This is a genomic window from Flavobacterium sp. SORGH_AS_0622 (assembly GCF_030818825.1).
Taxonomy (GTDB): Bacteria; Bacteroidota; Bacteroidia; order Flavobacteriales; family Flavobacteriaceae; genus Flavobacterium.
In genome coordinates, this window is sequence record NZ_JAUTAX010000001.1 from 5,132,499 (window position 1) to 5,152,474 (window position 19,976).

The 19,976-nt window shown below is 29.7% G+C and carries 17 protein-coding genes and 1 pseudogene; 13 read left to right on the forward strand and 5 right to left on the reverse strand.

From position 1 onward, the window contains the following. Window positions 1-212: 212 nt before the first annotated feature. Window positions 213-389 carry a twin-arginine translocase TatA/TatE family subunit gene (locus QE431_RS21965; RefSeq protein ID WP_057115473.1) on the reverse strand — a complete coding sequence of 59 codons (177 nt, stop codon included), beginning with the start codon at window positions 387-389 and terminating at the stop codon, window positions 213-215. 212 nt (window positions 390-601) lie between these two features. On the opposite strand from QE431_RS21965, the gene QE431_RS21970 reads away from it, so the two are divergent. The 12 genes and pseudogenes from QE431_RS21970 (at window position 602) to QE431_RS22025 (ending at window position 14,102) form a co-directional block, all read left to right on the forward strand. Then, the gene (locus tag QE431_RS21970; RefSeq protein ID WP_057115474.1) at window positions 602-1,108 is read left to right on the forward strand and encodes a hypothetical protein; all 507 of its coding nucleotides are present in this window, start codon (window positions 602-604) and stop codon (window positions 1,106-1,108) included. Between the two features lie 11 nt (window positions 1,109-1,119). Next, window positions 1,120-2,604 (forward strand): GH3 auxin-responsive promoter family protein, encoded by a 1,485-nt coding sequence (locus tag QE431_RS21975; protein ID WP_307300293.1) that lies wholly within the window; start codon window positions 1,120-1,122, stop codon window positions 2,602-2,604. A gap of 126 nt (window positions 2,605-2,730) precedes the next feature. Then, window positions 2,731-4,419 (forward strand): hypothetical protein, encoded by a 1,689-nt coding sequence (locus tag QE431_RS21980; RefSeq protein ID WP_113676991.1) that lies wholly within the window; start codon window positions 2,731-2,733, stop codon window positions 4,417-4,419. Then, a complete protein-coding gene (locus QE431_RS21985; protein WP_307300297.1) occupies window positions 4,420-5,403 on the forward strand; it encodes a hypothetical protein in 984 nt (327 codons plus the stop codon). A gap of 70 nt (window positions 5,404-5,473) precedes the next feature. After that, entirely contained in the window at window positions 5,474-5,983 is a 510-nt protein-coding gene (locus QE431_RS21990) for a hypothetical protein (RefSeq protein ID WP_307300299.1), read from the forward strand. 60 nt (window positions 5,984-6,043) lie between these two features. Continuing rightward, the gene (locus QE431_RS21995; RefSeq protein WP_307300302.1) at window positions 6,044-7,291 is read left to right on the forward strand and encodes a lipopolysaccharide biosynthesis protein; all 1,248 of its coding nucleotides are present in this window, start codon (window positions 6,044-6,046) and stop codon (window positions 7,289-7,291) included. Then, window positions 7,284-8,273 carry a glycosyltransferase family 2 protein gene (locus QE431_RS22000; RefSeq protein ID WP_307300305.1) on the forward strand — a complete coding sequence of 330 codons (990 nt, stop codon included), beginning with the start codon at window positions 7,284-7,286 and terminating at the stop codon, window positions 8,271-8,273. Before QE431_RS21995 ends, QE431_RS22000 begins: the two co-directional genes overlap by 8 nt. Then, window positions 8,270-9,598: a hypothetical protein gene (locus tag QE431_RS22005; protein ID WP_307300308.1), complete on the forward strand. Its 1,329-nt coding sequence runs from the start codon at window positions 8,270-8,272 to the stop codon at window positions 9,596-9,598. Before QE431_RS22000 ends, QE431_RS22005 begins: the two co-directional genes overlap by 4 nt. Further along, entirely contained in the window at window positions 9,576-10,715 is a 1,140-nt protein-coding gene (locus QE431_RS22010) for a glycosyltransferase family 4 protein (RefSeq protein WP_307300311.1), read from the forward strand. Before QE431_RS22005 ends, QE431_RS22010 begins: the two co-directional genes overlap by 23 nt. Then, the gene (locus QE431_RS22015; RefSeq protein ID WP_307300313.1) at window positions 10,705-11,949 is read left to right on the forward strand and encodes an O-antigen ligase; all 1,245 of its coding nucleotides are present in this window, start codon (window positions 10,705-10,707) and stop codon (window positions 11,947-11,949) included. The genes QE431_RS22010 and QE431_RS22015 overlap by 11 nt, the downstream gene beginning before the upstream one ends. Beyond that, window positions 11,930-13,066, forward strand: coding sequence for a glycosyltransferase (locus QE431_RS22020; RefSeq protein ID WP_307300316.1), 1,137 nt, complete (start codon window positions 11,930-11,932; stop codon window positions 13,064-13,066). Before QE431_RS22015 ends, QE431_RS22020 begins: the two co-directional genes overlap by 20 nt. 51 nt (window positions 13,067-13,117) lie before the next feature. Continuing rightward, a pseudogene (locus QE431_RS22025) lies at window positions 13,118-14,102 on the forward strand (UDP-glucuronic acid decarboxylase family protein). Window positions 14,103-14,155: 53 nt separating this feature from the next. Here the strand turns inward: QE431_RS22025 and QE431_RS22030 are convergent. The 4 genes from QE431_RS22030 to QE431_RS22045 all read right to left on the reverse strand — a co-directional run bounded on the left by QE431_RS22030 (window position 14,156) and on the right by QE431_RS22045 (window position 18,531). Beyond that, window positions 14,156-15,343 carry a glycosyltransferase family 4 protein gene (locus QE431_RS22030; protein ID WP_307300319.1) on the reverse strand — a complete coding sequence of 396 codons (1,188 nt, stop codon included), beginning with the start codon at window positions 15,341-15,343 and terminating at the stop codon, window positions 14,156-14,158. Next, window positions 15,343-16,431 (reverse strand): non-hydrolyzing UDP-N-acetylglucosamine 2-epimerase, encoded by a 1,089-nt coding sequence (gene wecB, locus QE431_RS22035; protein WP_307300321.1) that lies wholly within the window; start codon window positions 16,429-16,431, stop codon window positions 15,343-15,345. Before wecB ends, QE431_RS22030 begins: the two co-directional genes overlap by 1 nt. Window positions 16,432-16,647: 216 nt before the next feature. Next, on the reverse strand, window positions 16,648-17,178 hold the full coding sequence (locus QE431_RS22040; RefSeq protein ID WP_307300324.1) for an ORF6N domain-containing protein: 531 nt from the start codon (window positions 17,176-17,178) through the stop codon (window positions 16,648-16,650). Between the two features lie 42 nt (window positions 17,179-17,220). Next, on the reverse strand, window positions 17,221-18,531 hold the full coding sequence (locus tag QE431_RS22045; RefSeq protein ID WP_307300595.1) for a phenylacetate--CoA ligase family protein: 1,311 nt from the start codon (window positions 18,529-18,531) through the stop codon (window positions 17,221-17,223). 133 nt (window positions 18,532-18,664) lie between these two features. Here QE431_RS22045 and purD point away from each other — a divergent pair, with 133 nt between their 5' ends. Next, window positions 18,665-19,939 carry a phosphoribosylamine--glycine ligase gene (gene purD, locus QE431_RS22050; RefSeq protein WP_307300327.1) on the forward strand — a complete coding sequence of 425 codons (1,275 nt, stop codon included), beginning with the start codon at window positions 18,665-18,667 and terminating at the stop codon, window positions 19,937-19,939. Window positions 19,940-19,976 lie beyond the last annotated feature (37 nt).

Here is a 19,976-nt window from a genome sequence, read left to right on the forward strand (position 1 = left end):
CAGTTACAAATTCTTGATAAAAATAAGTAAAAGAAAAATGCAAATGATAAAATTATGTTAAAAGAACAATAAAAACCGTATAACTACGTTGATTTTTTTATTTTTTAAAGAAAACACTTATAAGCTAAAATTTTGTATTTACTGGGATTTTTAGCACAAAAAAATCCCAGACTATAATTATAGTCTGGGATTAATTAATAAGTTGAAGGTTACTATTTTGTTTCTTCCTCTTGTTTTTTAGCAGCAGGTTGATCGTCTTTAGCAGCGTTTTTAAATTCCTTAATTCCACTTCCTAAACCTTTCATTAATTCTGGAATTTTTTTACCTCCAAAAAGTAATATCACAATACCTACTATAACAAGGATTTCTGTAAGACCTAATCTTCCCATGACTGTATATTTAATGCCGAAGCAAATTGATTATTAAGTTTTCACCGCAAAGGTATATAGAAATATACGAACTAAAAGTATTTTTGGTTTAAAATATTTGTCTTATACCACGTTAAATATTTTATAAAATGCTATATTAAGCAAATTTGGAGAAATTAACGGGGCATTATCAATATGATTAATTACTATATTTGCTTGAATAAAGAAGTATAATGGCTAAGAAAAAAAAGAAAAATCTAAGGAAAAAATTATTCATCAAAAATCGGCTGGTAGTTTTGAATGAAGATACTTTTGAAGAGATATTTTCCTTTAGACTTACTTTAATGAACGTTTTTGTGACATTTACTTTAGGAGGTATTTTTTTAATTCTAATTACAACTTTCATAATAGCCTTTACACCGCTTCGCGAGTTTATTCCAGGATATTCTTCTACCGAATTAAAAAGAAATGCTACGAAATTGGCAATTAAATCAGATTCACTAGAAACAGCTTTAAAACAAAATGAAGCTTATATTAAAGGAGTTCAAAAAGTATTAAAAGGAGAATTAGAATATTCAAAATTTAACAAAGATTCTATTTTAGCAGAAACAGTTGTAGATCCATCAGATTTAAACATGAAAGCTTCTGATGCTGAAATTAAATTAAGAGAAGAAGTCGCAGCAACTGAAAAGGAACAAAACACCAAATCGAAGGACAAAAAGAAAAGTGACAAAAAATAATACCACATCAAATGTCAATTAAAGGAATCGCGGCAAAATTATTTGCCAGTAAAATATACCATCAAACACAAACTTGGGCACAAAAACCAGTCGAAACCCAACAGAAAATCTTTAAGAAATTAATAAAAGAGGCAAAAGGAACAAGTTTTGGTAAAGACCATCGTTTTGATGAAATAAATACAATTGAAGATTTTCAGAAAAATGTTCCGGTACGAGATTATGAAGATTTAAAACCTTATATAGAAAAAGTTGTAAAAGGAGAAGAAGATATTTTATGGAAAGGAAAGCCCTTATATTTTGCTAAAACTTCGGGAACAACTTCGGGTGCAAAATTTATTCCGCTGACGAAAGAATCCATGCCCTATCATATTGAAGCTGCTCGAAATGCCATCTTACATTATGTTCATGAAACCGGAAATGCCGATTTTGTTGACGGAAAAATGATCTTTTTGCAGGGAAGCCCTATTCTGACTGAAAAATATGGAATCAAATTCGGACGACTTTCTGGAATTGTAGCTCATTTTGTCCCTAAATATCTGCAAAAAAACAGAATGCCGTCTTGGGAAACCAATTGCATAGAAGATTGGGAAACCAAAGTAGATGCAATTGTAGACGAAACAATTAAAGAAGATATGTCGGTTATTTCTGGAATTCCGTCTTGGGTTCAGATGTATTTTGAACGTTTGCAGCAAAAAAGCGGCGGGAAGAAAATAGGCGATATTTTTAAAAATTTTAATCTGTTTATTTATGGGGGCGTTAATTACGAACCATATCGTGCCAAGTTCGAAAACATTATTGGCAGAAAGGTAGATAGTATAGAATTATTTCCGGCCTCTGAAGGATTTTTTGCCTATCAGGATTCTCAGAAAGAAAAAGGAATGCTTTTATTGTTGAATTCAGGAATTTTCTACGAGTTCATAAAAGCAGATGAGTTTTTTGAAGAAAATCCAAAAGTGCTGACAATTGGAGAAGTAGAAATAGGGGTAAATTATGTTTTGATTATTTCTACAAATGCTGGGCTTTGGCGTTATAATATTGGTGATACTGTTCAGTTTACATCTTTATCTCCATACCGTGTTATAGTTTCTGGACGTATCAAGCATTATATTTCTGCTTTTGGAGAACACGTGATTGCCAATGAAGTAGAAAATGCAATGAAAGAAGCCGTTGCCTCAACGAATATTGTGATTAACGAATTTACGGTAGCTCCGCAGATTAATCCTTCAACCGGACTTCCATACCATGAATGGCTGATAGAATTTGAAAATGAGCCTGAAAATCTAGAGGTCTTTGCAGAAACTATTGATAACTCAATGCGAAAGCAAAACATTTATTACGATGATTTGATTACCGGAAATGTTTTAAGAAAAGTCGTGGTTACTAAAGTTTCTAAAAACGGATTTCAGGATTATATGAAATCGCAGGGAAAATTAGGAGGACAGAATAAAATTCCGAGATTGTCTAATAATAGGGAGATTGCGGATAATTTGAAATAAAATTTATTTATCTCTCTAACAATTTGTTAAATAAAGGTTGACCGAAATTATATATTAAATTCCTATTTTCGTTTAATTAAAATACTTAAATCTTCTTCATGAAAGAAGATTTTAAAATAAAAAAGCATGAAAGAAACCAAACATATATCAAGATCTAGAGCGCAGGAATCATCTGCAGCGATAGAAAAAATGTACATTACAATGCGCCATTTATTCAACCGTGGTTTTTATAAACCAATGGGAGTTTCTGGCGACAGCTTACGTGAATCATTATTAGCATTACGTCCTGAAATCTACGGAAATATAGCCGAAGAAAAAGTAGAACTTAACGGACTTTTATACGTGATTGAGCGTCTTCCAATCGGAATTGAACAATGCCGTTTTATCAATTTAACTTCGGACGAAGGATATTCTAAATCGCATTTTCAGGCAATTGTTCCTCCAAAAAGAAGAAGAAACTGCTACAGAATCGACGAAGAACAAATGAACGTAGAAATTACGCGCGGACGTTCTGATATTTATGATATTCTAACGCATTTGACTTTCATTTTTATTGAATCTCATAAAATTAAAAACAGAGTTTTAATTGATGACGGAGGAGAAGTTTCTCGCGACTGGCAAAAATTGGAGCAAGCTGTTATGCAGACCAAAAAGCTATCTCAAGTTGAAAAAGAAAAAGCTATTTCGCACGTGGCTAATATTTTAGCAAGAACTTTCGAAGAAGTTTTGGATATTTACGATGCTTTTGGTTCTGAGAATGCACCAGATCGTTTCTTGCACGTTATTTATTGGTTAGGAAAATTAGCAATCGAAGAAATTGTTGAGAATAATAAACGTACAATTACATTTAGTCCGGTTCTTCGCGAGCGTTTAGGGCACCATATTCACGGAGAAATCTGGGCAACAAATATTAAGGAAGTTCTTAAAGCAAACGATTTGCTGAAAAGACCAATTCACGTTATTAGTGCGAATATGCACAGTGTCATGAATTCGATTTTTGCAACGCCATTATTAAAAACAAAATTTAAAGGAAAAACAGATTTCTTTATTTACGAAGAATTAAGCAGTTCAGGATCAAAAGAAATTAGAGGTCAAGTTGAAGAATTGGCTCTTAAAAACGGAATGATTTCGCTTCCAGATACTTCTGGGACCAATATCGACGTTCAGATTTTTGATACGGCGAAAATTGACTGGTCGAAAACGGCATTTTCTTATGCTAATATCGACGAAGAAAAACCAGTTATCATTGTAATGGATTATGCTTTTGGAGAACAAGCTTATGAAACTATCGATGAACTTTTGAAACCATTTAAGAAAGAGACTTTACTAAATGTAAAATCGGTTTCTATTATGGGTAAAGCTGGAATTCTAGAAGGAGGAAAGGGAGATATCATGATCCCGACGGCACATATAAACGAGGGTACAGCAGATAATTATTTCTTCGAAAACGAACTTACAGGTGCTATGTTTGAAGGAAATGATATTGACATTTATGAAGGTGCGATGGTTACCGTTCTTGGAACATCTTTACAAAATAGAGATTTATTAAAATTTTTCCATGAATCAACTTGGGGCGTAATTGGTCTTGAAATGGAAGGATCTTATTACCAAAAAGCAATTCAGTCGGCATCTAAAATTAGAAAAAGTGTGCCGCATGATATTAAAGTTCGTTATGCTTATTACGCTTCAGACAATCCATTAGAAACAGGAAGTACGTTAGCATCTGGCGGATTAGGAACAACAGGAGTAAAACCAACTTATTTGATTACAATAAAAATTCTTGAACAGATTTTCAATATAAAAGAACCAGTGTAAATGAGTACAAAAGTACCCCACAATTCAGAGGATCAAGAGATTGATTTATCCCAGATTTCAAAAAAGATAAATACCTTTTTTGAGTCTGGTAAAACATCTGTATTTAATGGAATTCAGTTTTTTGTCCGAAATTGGATTATTGTTTTAATATTAATTGTGGCTGGTTTTGGTCTAGGTATTTTTTTGGATAAAACCCAAAAGAGTTATGAACACCAAATTATTGTAACGCCTAATTTTGGAAGCACCGATTATTTATATTCAAAAATCGATTTAATAGATTCAAAAATTAAAGAAAATGACACTTTGTTTTTGAAAAATGTTGTAGGAATTCAACAGCCAAAAAATCTGAAATCTATAGAAATAAAACCTATTGCCGATGTTTATAATTTTATTCAAAACAAACCTGAAAACTTTGAGTTAATAAAATTGATGGCTGAAGATGGTGATATTAATAAGGTTCTTCAGGAAAATATAACGAGTAAAAATTATACTTTTCAGACCATAATTTTAGGAACAAAAAGTAAAATATCTGAGGATAAAATTGTTAAACCACTTTTAAAATACTTTAATACTTCTGATCATTACAATAAAATACAAAAAGAAATGTATCGAAATGTTCAGTTAAAAATGAGAAAAAACGATACAATTATTAAACAAATAGATGGTGTTTTAAATAATTTTTCTAAATCTTCAAATACTAATTATAAGAGCGATAAACTTGTTTATTACAATGAAAATACACAGTTGAATGACATCATTAAAACAAAAGATGCTTTAATTAACGAACAAGCAATTCATCAAATAGAGCTAATTACATTTGATAAAATTGTTAAAGAAAGTAGTAGTACTGCCAATATTGAATCTCAAAAAATTATTGGAAAATATTTAAAATTTGTATTACCATTATTATTTATACTATTCTTTATCTTTTGTCGATTTTTTATTGCTTTTTATAAAAGACAAAAGCATCTGAGCGCCTCTTAAAAATTTTAAAATATTAATGTGAAATACTATTCAATAGTAAAAAGATATATTTTTGCGCAAAAAAGATTCAATGAAAATAAAATTTATATTATCAGTTTTAATTTGCGGACTTCTTTTCAGTTCGTGTAAAGAAGAAAAAGTAATTAAAGAGAAGAAAAATTTTACTGTCATTATTGAAGGTATATTTGAAAAAAACGACAAAATTCAAGTTTTTTATTTAATAGCAGGCGATGTTTGGAAAGATGCAAATTCGGTTTCACAACCCGTTTATGCTTCAAAGGAAATGCAGAAAATTGTAGTCGATTTTCCAGAAAAAGTTGTTCCAGAAAACATTAGAGTTGATTTAGGTTTTAATCCAACGCAAACAAATGTTACTATAAAAAACATTTCAGTAAAATATAAATCAAAAGAAATAAATGGTGATTTTGAGAAATATACAAAGTACTTTTACCCTAATGAATTCGTGACTTGGGATCCAAATTATTTTGGTTATAAATTAAATGTCATTAATGATAAATATGATCCATTTTTAATGGGTAATGATGAACTTGCTATTCAGTTAGTAAAAATTACTGAATAACAAAAAACTACTTCAAATCTTGAGGTAGTTTTTTGTTTTTGGTTATATCTTTTTAGGCTAATGAATTTAAAGAAGATTGAATTTAAAGAAGTTCGAAATTATGTAATTTTCGGATCAGGTCAGTTTGTTAATTTATTAGCTCCTTTACTGGTTGCTCCTTATGTGATATCAGTTTGTGGAATTGAAGAATGGGGAAAAATAGGTGCTGCAACATCTGTTTTTATATTACTAGAAATATTTATAGACTTTGGTTCTAAACTTTTAGGAGTAAAAGAAATTAGTTCTAATAAAGAAAACAAAAATCGTATAGCCGAATATCTAAATGTTACTTATGCATTTCGTTTTATCGTGTTGTTATTTATTATTTTCTGCCTTTTTTTAGTTTTATTTTTAGTACCCAATTTAGATTTCAAACTATATTTTCTAGGATCATCATTATTAATATCACAGTTTTTCAATCCAATTTGGTTTTATATTGGAGTTGAAAATTTTAAAAGGATTAATAAAGTAATAATTTTTTCGAAAGCAATCTATATCCTTTCGGTTTATTTGGTTGTTAATCAAAAATCAGATTATATATATGTAATTTTTTTATTAGGATTAGCTAATACAGTTGTTTATTCCTTTTATTACTTAAAGATTTTTAAAGAATATAAAATGTCTTTATCCTCTGTTTCTAAAAATAGATTAATTGATAATATAAAAAGAGAATACCCGATAATAGTTTCTAATTTATCAATAGCAGTTTACACTAATTTTCCAATTTTGATTGTAAAATATATCCTGGGAGATTTTTATGCTGGAATTTACAAGATTGGAGATATGTTTTTAAGTATTTTGAGAAGTTATTTGACAGTCTTTTTTAATGTAAGCTTTCCTAGATTTTGCAATATTTACTTTGAAAATAAAAAAGAAGCGATTTCCCATTTAAAGAAAATAAATATAGCTAATATTATCTTTTTAGCGCTTATAGTCGTTACTTTATATGTTATATCGTTTTTCTTTATTAAGGAATTTGGCTTAGATAAAAAACTGCTAAACTCGCTTTTGTTTTGTACAAACTTTTTATTTGTTTCGTTGATAGTTGCATTAAACATACCATTCTATCAAATGTTGATATTAAAAAACTATCAAAACAAAATCGCTAGAATATCGTTTTTGGGCTCTTTATTAATGTTTGTAAGCTGTTATTTTCTATCAAAAAATTTCAATTTGCAAGGAAGTATAATTTCGATATATATTGTTGAAATATTTATAACTACATCTATTATTCTATCCAGTTTATCACTTTTTAAAAAAAATGATTAAGAAAACAGAATTTACCGATAATTTAAATATGACTCATTTGGATCGTAAGGTTTATATCGTTATTCTAAATCATAAAGGATCTTATGATACAACAGAATGTTTAGAAAGTATTTTACAGCTAAATTATTTCAATTATCAAGTTATAGTTATAGACAATAGTGAAACAGATTTACCATTTCAAATCTTAATAGATTGGGCATCATTAAAAAAAATTAAATTTGATAATACAATTGAAAAGAACTTAGATCTTTCAATAAATAAAAGCCAGATTGTCTTTGTAAAAGCCGAAAAAAATAAAGGATTTGCAGCGGGTAATAATATTGCTCTGAATGCCATTTTAAACACCAAAGAATTAGATTCTTACATTTGGTTATTAAATAATGATACCGTAGTAGATAAAGAATCATTAAAAGAGCAAATTTCGTATTTAGAAAGAAATGAAAATTCTAAAATCGGTATTTTAGGAGGTAAACTAATCTACTATTACAAAAAAGATACATTGCAAGCTGTTGGGGGAAAGTTTAATAAAAAATTTTACATCTCAAGTCATATTGGAGAGGGAGAATCTATAGATAAATTAAAATCTGAATTTGATAAAATTGATTATGTAATAGGAGCATCGATGTTTGTTACCTATAAATTTTTAGCTGATGCAGGTGTTTTGTGCGAAGATTTTTTTCTTTTCTACGAAGAATTAGACTGGGCTTATAGAGCAAAAAAGAAAGGCTGGTCTCTAGATTCATGTTTAGAATCTCTAGTTTTTCATAAAGAAGGAGCAACTATAGGTTCTTCTTATAATTCAAAACAAAAGTCTTTATTTTCTGAAATAAATGTATTTAAAAGCAGAAAGATTTTTGTCGAAAAATATTATAACCTCGGATTCAAATTTTATATATCAAGCTTGTTATTGATTTTAAATAGAGTTAGAAAAGGAAAATTTAAACTTGGACTAGAACTGTTAAAGATTACTTTTTACAAATGAAAATTAAGATAAAAACATTACTATTTTTTGTAGTTCTTCTATTAGCACTCTATCAAGATTTTCCTTTGGTCAATATCTTCGGAGAAATAGCACGTTCACCTATTATATTCTTAACAATTCCAATGTTAATCTATATACTAATGCATCAAAAACTAATACTTTCAAAATACACAAGGTATTTTATGTATTATATCTTGTATGTGCTTATAATATCTTTAATATTTATTCCAATTGTTTATTATCTCAATGGTTCGTTTTTAATCATAAAAGAAAACATAATTTTAAAGGCTATAAAATTATTTGTATACCCGCTTTCAATATTGATTTTTTATCAGTTTGTTTACATGCTTTTTAGCTCAGGAAAAAACAGCTTTGATTATTTTTTTAATGCTGTTTTCACGCTTCAAGTACTCTTAGCAGTTTACTTGTTTTTTGAAGTAATTTTTTTAAAAAAAGAAACAATTTTTGCTTCTTTCTTGCATTCAGACAATTTGAAATATTACAGGGTGCGACTATTAACTCTAGAAGAAAGCTGGATTGGTACAGTACTAACCATCTTTATTTTTATTCCCATTTTTCTAGCAAATTATTTAAAAAAGCCCAAAAAAATAAAGCAAAAAATATATGCCTTCTCAACCTTTATATTTCTTTATTACACATTTTTTAGTGAGTCAAAAGGATATCTTTTATTAATAATAGTTTCTGTTTTGCCAATGGCAATTCAGTATATGTATAGTCATAACAAACTTAGAAAAGTTTTATTTGTTGGATCTCCAATAATTCTTATAATTGCTGTTTTTGTAGTTATGATTTTACAAAAAACCATTGATGACCAGCTTCATACAAGTATAACCTTTGGTACACGATTGACATCATACTTAGCTTCGCTCAAAGTTTTTATTACCCATCCTTTTGGAGTAGGCTGGAGCGGGTTTATTTATTATTATCCGGAAGCCATTAGAGATATAATCAATACGTCTTGGGTTAGTACATTAAATTTACAAGAAATAAAAGGGTATTTAACAACTACAAAAGCATTATCAACAAAGACTGATTTTTTTGACAATTTGATGTACGGCGGACTTGGGTTTATTGTTTTCTTTTACAATTTCTTCATTAAGAGATATTTCTTTTTCTCTAAGTTTCGTGATACAAATTTCTTTTTTATTAAAGCACCTCTTTTATTTTGTATTCTAGCAGGACTAATTTATATTACTTTTTATATAAAATATGAAGTATGGTTTTTAATGGCTTTTTTAGATGCTTTACAGAGTCAAATAAATAATAAAATTTCAAAAGAAAATGAAAATACTTATAGTAGCTAGTTTTTTTCCTTATCCGCCTCATTTTGGCGGTGCTTTTGATGTTTTAGAACGTATTAAAGGTATAAAGTCATTAGGACATGATATTGATTTAGTTTGCACATGTAAAGAATTTCCAGAAGAAAAAAATGTAGTTTTTTTAAAACAATTTATAAATGAACTTATAATCGTTCCTCGAAAAAACAAAATTATTAACTTATTTTCTGCTAAACCACTTCAAGTCATTTCAAGAAAATCACTTAAAAAAGTAGCATTAAAAAAGAATTATGATTATGCAATTTTAGAAGCCGAAAGTGTTGGAATTATACTTGAAAATAAATATTTAAAAGCTTCGCAAATAGTTGTGCGAGTTCATAACAATGAATCAGATTACTTTTTTCAATTAGCTAAAAGCACCAAAAAATATATAGAAAAACTATATTATTATCTTGAAGGAATAAAGTATAAAAAGTATTCAAAAGCAATTTTTGAAAAAGCAGACCGACTTTGGTTTATTTCTAATGAAGAAATAAAAAATTGCCATATATTATTTAGAAATAAATCTATATACTTGCCAGCATCAGTAAATGAGGTTTTTGTAAAACAAGAATTATCTAATAAAACGGTTCTTTTTATAGGAGCTTTATTTATGCCAAATAATTTGGAAGCCATAATGTGGTATCTACAAAATGTTCATTTTTTAATCACAGAAAAAAATTATAAACTAATTATTGCAGGAAGTACAGGCGACAAAGAACCCATAATATTTGAAGATATTTTTAAAAAATATTCCAATGTCGAGGTTCTGTTAAATCGAAGTGATTTAAGCAGTTATTATTCACAATCGACAATTTTTATTAATCCGATGCTTCATGGAGCTGGAGTAAAAATAAAATCTATAAATGCAATTCAAAATGGTTTAATTTTAATTTCGTCTAAAATTGGTGCTGAAGGAACAGGATTGGTAAAAAATGAGATGTACCTTGAAGCAGACCTCCCGGAAGATTTTATAAATGCAATATTGAAAACATTTACTATGAATATTGACACAAGACAAAAAATGGTAGATAATGCTCAGGATTTTTTAACCCAAAATAATTATTTATCTGTTTTGAAAAAAGAAATTCAAGATGAAAATTAATAAAATAGATTTATATAATTATTCGACTATTTTTCTGGGATCTTTTCCAATTCTTGGGTTAAAGAAAAGTGTTTTAGCAATTATTTTATGGGCTGTTTTTTCATTAATATTAATGATTTCTGAGAAAAGCTATAAAACGATTCAGAAAAGGGATAAGATTAATTTACTGGTCTTAACAAGTTATTATTTAGCATTTGTAGTAAGTTTTTTATTTATTGAAGACAAGAAACTTGCCACAAGATTTTTAGAAAAAAACGTTGCCTTTTTGATTTTCCCATTATTTATAATTGTAAATAAAAATTTTATTTACGGCAACACATTACGAAAATCCATTAATATTTTTATTATTTCAAATATAATTTTAGCGTCTTATATTTGGATTGTAATTCTATCAAATGGTTATGAAAAGGTAATGAATTCTGATACTTATTACAATCCAATTATCAGGAATTTTTTTAGCGATATATCCGAAATTCATTTACCTTACTTAGGAATTTTATTTGTATTTTCCAGCTTAGTGCTTTTAAATGATATATTAAGTAATCGAATAAAATTCAATTATGTTTTCATTTTTAGATCTTTAGGAATAGCATTACTTATTTTTTCAGTTATTACTTATGCGGCAAGATTAGCGCTCGTTTTATTTCTTGTATTATCAATTTTTTTAGTTTTAAAAAAAACACCGAAAGTCTGGATTAAGATTGGTTTTATGATATTTCTTGCATCCTCTGTTTTTTTGATCTTTGTTATACCTTCTTCAAAAAAAAGAATAGATGAAATACGAAATACGAAACTCATATTACCAAACCAAGATCAAAAATCAGAAGAAGTTAACTTCAGATATGGTATTTACAATTGCGTAAGTATTATTTTAAAGGAAAATTGGATATTAGGAGTCGGACCAGGAAATGTTCAAAAAAAACTAGACAACTGTTACTCAAGTTATACCTATAAAAATTATGATGATTATTCAAAAATAGAATATAATTCACACAATCAGTATTTAGATATTTGGCTTAAATATGGTATATTTGGCTTAATTCTGTTTTTAGTTTTCTTACTTTGGGGCACTAAAAATATAGATTTACTATACGGTATTTTTATATTTATAATTATGGCAGCAATGTTAACAGAAAATATATTTGACAGACAAGTTGGTGTTGTCTTCTTTACTTTTTTTAATTCACTTTTTTTAATTAACCGAATAGATCATTTTGAAAAAAGCCCTAATTAGCGATTGGTATTATGTAAATGGAGGAGCCGAAAAAGTGATTCATTCTATCAATTCAATTTGGAATGATTTTGATCATTTTGCGCTAATTGATTTTTTGAATGAAGAAGACCGTAAGTTTATTTTAAATGGAAAAAAAGCTAAAACCAGCTTTATTCAAAAACTTCCGACTGTAAAAAAAAACCATCGCAAATTTTTACAGCTTTTTCCAATAGCCATAGAGCAATTTGATTTAAGCGACTACGATCTAATAATCAGTTCTTCATCGGCAGTGGCAAAAGGAATTAAAGTCAATAAAAACCAGCTGCACATTTGTTATTGTCATTCGCCAATGCGCTACGCCTGGGATTTAAGAGAGCAATATTTAAAAGACGCGGGATTAACCAAAGGATTAAAAGGATTTTATGCGAAATCAGTCTTAGATAAAATCCAAAAATGGGATCTTTCAAATTCAGAAAATGTAGATTATTTTATAGCTAATTCTAAGCATATTGCGCAAAGAATAAAAAAGACCTACAATAAAGATTCTGTTGTAATTTATCCGCCTGTTGATGTTGATTTTTTTAGTTTAGAAGAAACAAAAGAAGATTATTATTTAACAGCTTCACGAATGGTAGCATATAAAAAAACGCAGCTTATCGTAGAAGCCTTTAATGAATTGCCTCATTTAAAACTGATCGTTGCAGGAGAAGGACCAGAATTAGAAAAGCTTCAAAAAATAGCCAAAAGCAATATAGAATTTGTTGGCTATGTCGAAAACAAGAAGCTTAGAAGTTTAATGCAAAAAGCAAAAGCATTTGTTTTTGCTGCAGAAGAAGATTTTGGAATAATTCCCGTTGAAGCACAAGCTTGTGGAACTCCAGTTATTGCTTTGTCAAAAGGGGGAACTCTGGAAACCGTTGTTGATAATGACACAGGGATTTTCTTTGACGAACAGTCATCTGACAAAATAAAGGAAGCAGTAATTAATTTCGGATCCAAAAAATTCGATCCAAAAATAATACGAGAGCATGCCGTTTTATTTTCAAAAAAACGATTTGAAAAAGAAATAAAAGAATTTGTAGAAGCAAAATATAAAGCACATCAAGAGTCTTTAAAACAAGATAAATCGGAAATATAACTGAAAAATAATTTTCAAATCAGTTACATTTGCGCAGAATAAAGAATTATCATGAAAAGAATACTTATCACCGGAGCTGCAGGATTTCTAGGATCGCATTTATGTGACAGATTTATCAAAGAAGGATATTTTGTTATTGGAATGGATAATTTAATTACTGGAGATCTTAAAAATATCGAACATTTGTTTAAACTAGAAAACTTTGAGTTTTATCATCATGATATTACAAAATTTGTTCATGTTCCAGGTGATTTAGATTATATTTTGCATTTTGCTTCGCCGGCAAGTCCGATCGATTATTTAAAAATTCCAATTCAGACTTTAAAAGTAGGATCTCTTGGAACACATAATTTATTAGGATTGGCGAGAGTAAAAAAAAGCGCGAATTTTAATTGCATCAACATCTGAAGTTTATGGAGATCCGCTGGTTCATCCTCAGACCGAAGAATATTACGGAAACGTAAATACAATTGGACCGCGCGGTGTTTATGATGAAGCAAAACGTTTCCAAGAATCTATAACAATGGCATATCATACTTTTCACGGAGTAGAAACCAGAATCGTGCGTATTTTTAATACTTATGGACCAAGAATGCGATTAAACGATGGACGCGTAATTCCAGCCTTCATCGGTCAGGCTTTACGTGGTGAGGATTTAACGATTTTTGGCGATGGTTCACAAACGCGTTCTTTCTGTTATGTAGACGATCAAGTTGAAGGTATTTTTAGATTATTACATTCAGATTATGTATATCCAGTAAATATTGGAAATCCAGATGAAATTACGATTAAAGATTTTGCAGAAGAAATTATAAAACTGACCGGAACAAACCAGAAAGTAGTATATCATCCATTACCAATAAATGATCCATTACAACGTCAGCCAGACACGACAAAAGCAAAAGAATTGTTAGGCTGGGAAGCAAAAGTAAGCCGTTCTGAAGGAATGAAAATCACTTACGATTATTTCAGGTCACTTTCGAAAGAAGAACTTTCAAAAGAAGAACACAAAGATTTTTCTAGTTATATAAAATAAAAAAAGGGGAAATATTATTAGAATATTTCCCCTTTTCATTTATAATAGTTTTCTTAAAAAGCATCATTTTCAATGAGATTTTTCATCTGCTGATCAAGATTAAAATTGCTTTTTGCATGCAGAAAAATTGTCTTTTTCATGCTTTGAATTTTATCTTTTCCAGTTGCTGAAATCTTTTGCAAAGCGACGTTTAAACCTTCAAAATCCTCCACAGGAACAACCCAGCCTAAATTATTTTCCTCAACAATTGATTCTCCTTCGCCACCACCAAAATAAAGAATAGGAAATCCTAAAGCGCTGTATTCAAATATTTTTGAAGGAACAGAACCGTAAATTCTTGTTTTTAGAGGAACAAGAGCAATGTCTAAACCCATCAATTTTTCATGCAGGACATTACGATCTAACATTCCGTGAAAGATAATTTTCTGCATCGGATTCTGATTCATATAATTTACGATTTGGGCTTTCTCGGCACCATCTCCAAAAATATGCAATTCGATATTCAGATTTTCTAAATTCAATTGTTGAATAAGCTCAAAAACGCCCTGAGCAACGCCTAACAATCCGGCATAAAACAATTTTATTGGTTCGTTAGAATTACCGTTTTCAGGAATAACATTTTCTATAAAATGATCTGGATAATTACGATATAAAAAGCATTTCTTTTTTGGAAAAATAGAATGAATATGATCAATAATTTCATTAGACTGACCAAAAATATGCGTTGCTTTTTTGTAAATAAAACGTTCTATAAAAAGAAGCATTTTATGCGAAATACTGTTTTTCTTCAAAACCTGAAGTTCAATGGCAGCAGTTGGCCAAAGATCTGAAACATTCAAAATTATTTTTTTCCTTTTGATCCATAGAGCAAAAACAGAAACAAAAGACAACAGCAACGGCGGCGATTGTACAATTACTTTTTTAGGTGTTTTAGCAAATAATAAATAAAAAAACAAAACACTTGAAAACGATAATGTCGAAACAATTCTTTTAAAAATGTTAGAGCTGTTGCTTGGATAAATCCAAAGACGTTTTAAAGTAATATTCTGAATTTTTTCTGTAACCGAAAATTTGCCTTTATATTCTGGAAAAAGTTCACCTTTTGGGTAATTTGGAAGAGGAGAAATCACACAAACTTCATATCCGTTTTGGTTTAATTTCAAAGCCAATTGTTCAATTCGATTAGCAGCTGCACCTTTTTCAGGAGGATAATAATTGGATATAATTAAAATGTCGTTCATTATTTCTTTTCCAATAAAATTGAAACAATTCTCTCAGAAGCTTTTCCATCCCATAATTCTGGAATACCGCTTTTTCTGGAACCGTTTTGTAAAAATGAACCAAAAACTTTTTGCAGATTTTTTAAAGATGTTCCCACAATGGTATTAGAACCAATAGTTTCTGTTTCAGGTCTTTCAGTATTATCACGCATAGTAAAACATGGAATTCCAAGAACAGTTGTTTCTTCAGAAATTCCACCGCTGTCTGTAATAACGGCAAAACTGTTTTTGATTAAATACATGAAATTTAAATAACCTTGAGGCGAAACAAAAATGATGTTTTTAAACTCGATTTTGCTTTCACTCAAAATTGCCTGCGTTCTTGGGTGAATTGGGAAAATTATTTTTTTGTCATTCACTAATAAATCAATTCCGTAAAGTAAATCAATAAGTGATGAAACTTCGTCAACGTTTGCAGGACGATGCAACGTTAAAATGATATAGTTTTTCTCTTGTAATTGATGTTCCTTCCAAAAATCAGGCGCTGTAATTCTGCTGATATTTTGATATAAAGTATCGATCATCACATTTCCCACAAAATGAACATTTTCTGGATCTGAACCTAACTTTAATAAATTTTCTGAAGCTGAAGTTGAGGTTGTAAAAAAGTAATCAGTAATACTATCCGTTAGCATTCTATTGATTTCTTCGGGCATTGTTAAGTCTCCAGAACGAATTCCGGCTTCGACATGTGCAACTTTTGTATTGCATTTTTTTGCCACGATAGAGCAGGCCATTGTCGAGTTTACATCTCCTACGACTAAAACCAAATCACACGGATTTTGAAGTAATTCTTTTTCGAAAGCAATCATAATTGCTGCCGTCTGTTCGGCCTGAGAACCGCTTTTTACTTCTAAATTAACATCTGGCTGAGGAATATTTAATTCCTCAAAAAAAGTATCACTTAAGTTTTTATCATAATGCTGACCAGTGTGAACCAAACGAAATGAAACATCAAAACCCTCATTCTGCTTACTTTTCACAGCATTAATAATCGGGGCTATTTTTATGAAGTTTGGCCGTGCACCTGCAATAATGGTAATTTTCATAGATTCTTTCTAAAAACTTTCTTTGGCAAAAGTAAAGTTTAAATTGGATTCTAGATAGTTTGAAAGATTTTCTTCTAAGTGTAGATGTGATTTTTTGGAGAATCTCGTAAATTAATCTAATAAAAAATGGAGGCCGCAATTTGCGACCTCCATTTATTTAATTTTTTAGATTCTTTAAGATCACAATTTGTGACCTTAAAGATTTAGAGTTATTAGTTATTTTTTATAGCCAATTTTCACTCTTTCACTTTCATTTTCTTTTTTCTCAGTTAGTTCATCTAAATAAGAAAAAACCAATTCAATATTCTTATCATGATTTTCTAACTTCTTTTGAATCTGTAAAATATCAACTTTAATTTCTGTTGTATCTAAAAGCATTTGTCTCACTTTAGTGAAAATCCTCATAATTTGAATATTCGTTTGAATTGCTTTGTCACTTTTTAGAACGCTAGATAACATTAAAACACCATGTTCAGTAAAAGCAAAAGGAAGATATTTTTGATATTTACCTCTTCCTTTCTCTAAGGTCACAAATTGTGACCTTAGAGAATCATATTCTGTTTTAATAAGTTCAAACATGAAATCTTCTGGAAATCTCGATAAGTTCCTTTTAACGGATTGTTTTAAAACTTTAGTTTCTATTCCATAAAGTAGAGCCAAATCACGATCCAGCATCACTTTTTGTCCGCGGATAAAATATATTTTATTAGAAATTGTTTCTTCAGAAAGTAAAGATTGATCGTCCATGAGTTTTTAAATAAAAAAGACAAATGTAAGATTTTATTTATATTATAAATACGATTTAAATTGTTTTAGCTTCCCGCGATTGGTTCTTTCTAAAACCGTTTTTCGGGTAAAAGTGAAGTTTAAATTGGTTTCTAAATATAAATCAATCGCGTCTTTTATTTTTTGAATTTGTGATGAAACTAATTCTTTTTCAGCAACATATTCAATTTCAAAAGTATCTAAATGAGTTTGTTTGATTATAAATTCCTTTACGTTTCCATCATCTTCAATAATGCTTTTGGTAACGTAATAAAAGGTTAAGCCTGGAGATTTTTTACCGCTTGGTAAAATTGCAACGTCATTGGTTCGTCCAATTAATTTTTTTAAAATTGGTTTTTTAGGAGTACTTTTTTCATCGAGAATTCCGATGTCACCAATTTCATATCTGATAAAAGGATTTGCTTTGTTGAATAGTGAAGTAATGACAAGTCGGCCTTCTTCCCCGTAAGGGAGAACTTTATCATTTTCATCTAAAATTTCGACAAAAAGTGTTTCAGAATTTACCTGCCATTCTCCCTCAGGATTTTCAAAAGCAATTAAATCCAATTCTGAAGCTCCATATTCACTAATAATCGGAATTCCGAATTGTTTTTCCAGTAGTTTTTTATCTGTTTCAAAAAGCATTTCCGAAGTGACAAAACAAGCTTTTAAAGTTGGGCAGATTTTGTTTAAAATGATATCTTTCTTTTCCAGATATTTCGCAAATAAAACAATAGAACTTGTATAACCATTAATATAATCGAATTTTTTCGATTTGAATTTTTCTAGAAATTTTTCGAGAATCTCATCAGATAAATCAAAAACGGGAAATCGGAAACGATGTGTCATGAAGTCCTTAATACGCTCTTTTTGATATCCAATAAAATCCATCGGAATGCCATAAAAACGTGCCTGATTAGAATGGTTAAAATCAATTCCAAACCATCCAAAACGCATCATAATTGAAGCCCAAGTTAAAGCGTGCGAATATTTATCTTTGGCAAAAACAAAAGGCGTTCCGCTTGATCCGGAAGTTTTGTTGAGGTAAATGTTTTTCTTTGAATAACCGTTTGAAAGTCTTTCTTCAAGCGGTTTTTGTAGATTTTGCTTATTTAAAATTGGTAAATCTTCCCAGTTTTGAATATTTGTATTTCCGACTAATTCCTTGTAAAAAGAATTATTTTTTAAGTGAAAATCGACAATTTCCTTTTTTTTATTTTCAAGGAACAAAGCATATTCTTCTTCGGATAAATTCACAATTCGATCCAATTCTACTTTCGCTTTCTTTATCGGAAAGCCGTTCAATCGAAGGGAAAAATCAAAAAGACGAATCATTTTAAGGATAATTTTCATCAAAAATAATATTTACCAATTACTAACAGAGAAGAATCACGAACTTTTTAAGATTTAATTATTTTTTACGTTCAAAAGCAATTATTTTTGCACCACAACTAAATACAACAACACCATGACAATTTTACTATTGGGATCGGGCGGAAGAGAGCATGCATTTGCATGGAAAATGACTCAGAGTCCGCTATGCGAAAAACTTTTTGTAGTACCTGGAAATGCAGGAACTGCTGCAATTGCTGAAAACGTGGCAATATCTGCGACAGATTTTGAAGCTGTAAAAGCTTTAGTGCTTAAAGAAAATATAAGTTTAGTAGTCGTAGGACCTGAAGATCCTTTGGTAAAAGGCATTTACGATTATTTTAAAAATGACGAAGCGTTAAAAAATATTCCTGTTATTGGACCTTCAAAACTTGGAGCACAGTTAGAAGGAAGTAAAGAATTTGCTAAAGAATTCTTGATGAAACATAATATCCCAACTGCAGCTTATGATAGTTTCACTGCCGAAACAGTTGAAAAAGGATGTGAGTTTTTAGAAACTTTACAGCCTCCTTACGTTTTAAAAGCAGACGGATTAGCAGCTGGAAAAGGGGTTTTGATTATTCAAGATCTTGAAGAAGCAAAAACAGAATTACGCAACATGCTTGTTCATGCAAAATTTGGTACTGCAAGTTCTAAAGTTGTAATCGAAGAATTTTTGGACGGAATCGAATTAAGCTGTTTTGTTTTGACTGACGGAAAAAATTACAAAATTCTTCCAACGGCAAAAGATTACAAACGAATTGGAGAAGGAGATACAGGTTTAAACACAGGTGGAATGGGAGCAGTTTCTCCAGTTCCTTATGTAGATGCTGTTTTGATGGAAAAAATCGAAACTCGAATCGTAAAACCAACAATAGAAGGTTTCCAGAAAGACGGAATCGAATATAAAGGTTTTGTATTTATTGGTTTGATCAATGTGAAAAACGAACCAATTGTTATTGAGTACAATGTAAGAATGGGAGATCCAGAAACAGAAGTAGTTGTACCGAGATTAAAATCAGATTTAGTAGAATTGTTCTTATCTGTTGCAGATCAAAAATTGGGTGATTTTAATTTAGAAATTGATCCAAGAAGCGCGACAACAGTTATGGTAGTTTCTGGCGGATATCCGGAAGATTTTGAAAAAGGAAAAGTAATTTCTGGATTAGAAAATGTAACAGATTCTATAGTTTTTCATGCAGGAACAAAATTAGATAACGAAAATGTCGTTACTACTGGAGGACGTGTAATTGCTATAACCTCTTACGGAGATAATTTCCAGGAGGCCATAAAAAAATCTTACCAAAACATAGATAAACTAAGCTTTGATAAGATGTATTTTAGAAAAGATATCGGTTTCGATTTAATTTAAAAATAATGGAACTAACCCTTTTAATTAAGGGTTTAGT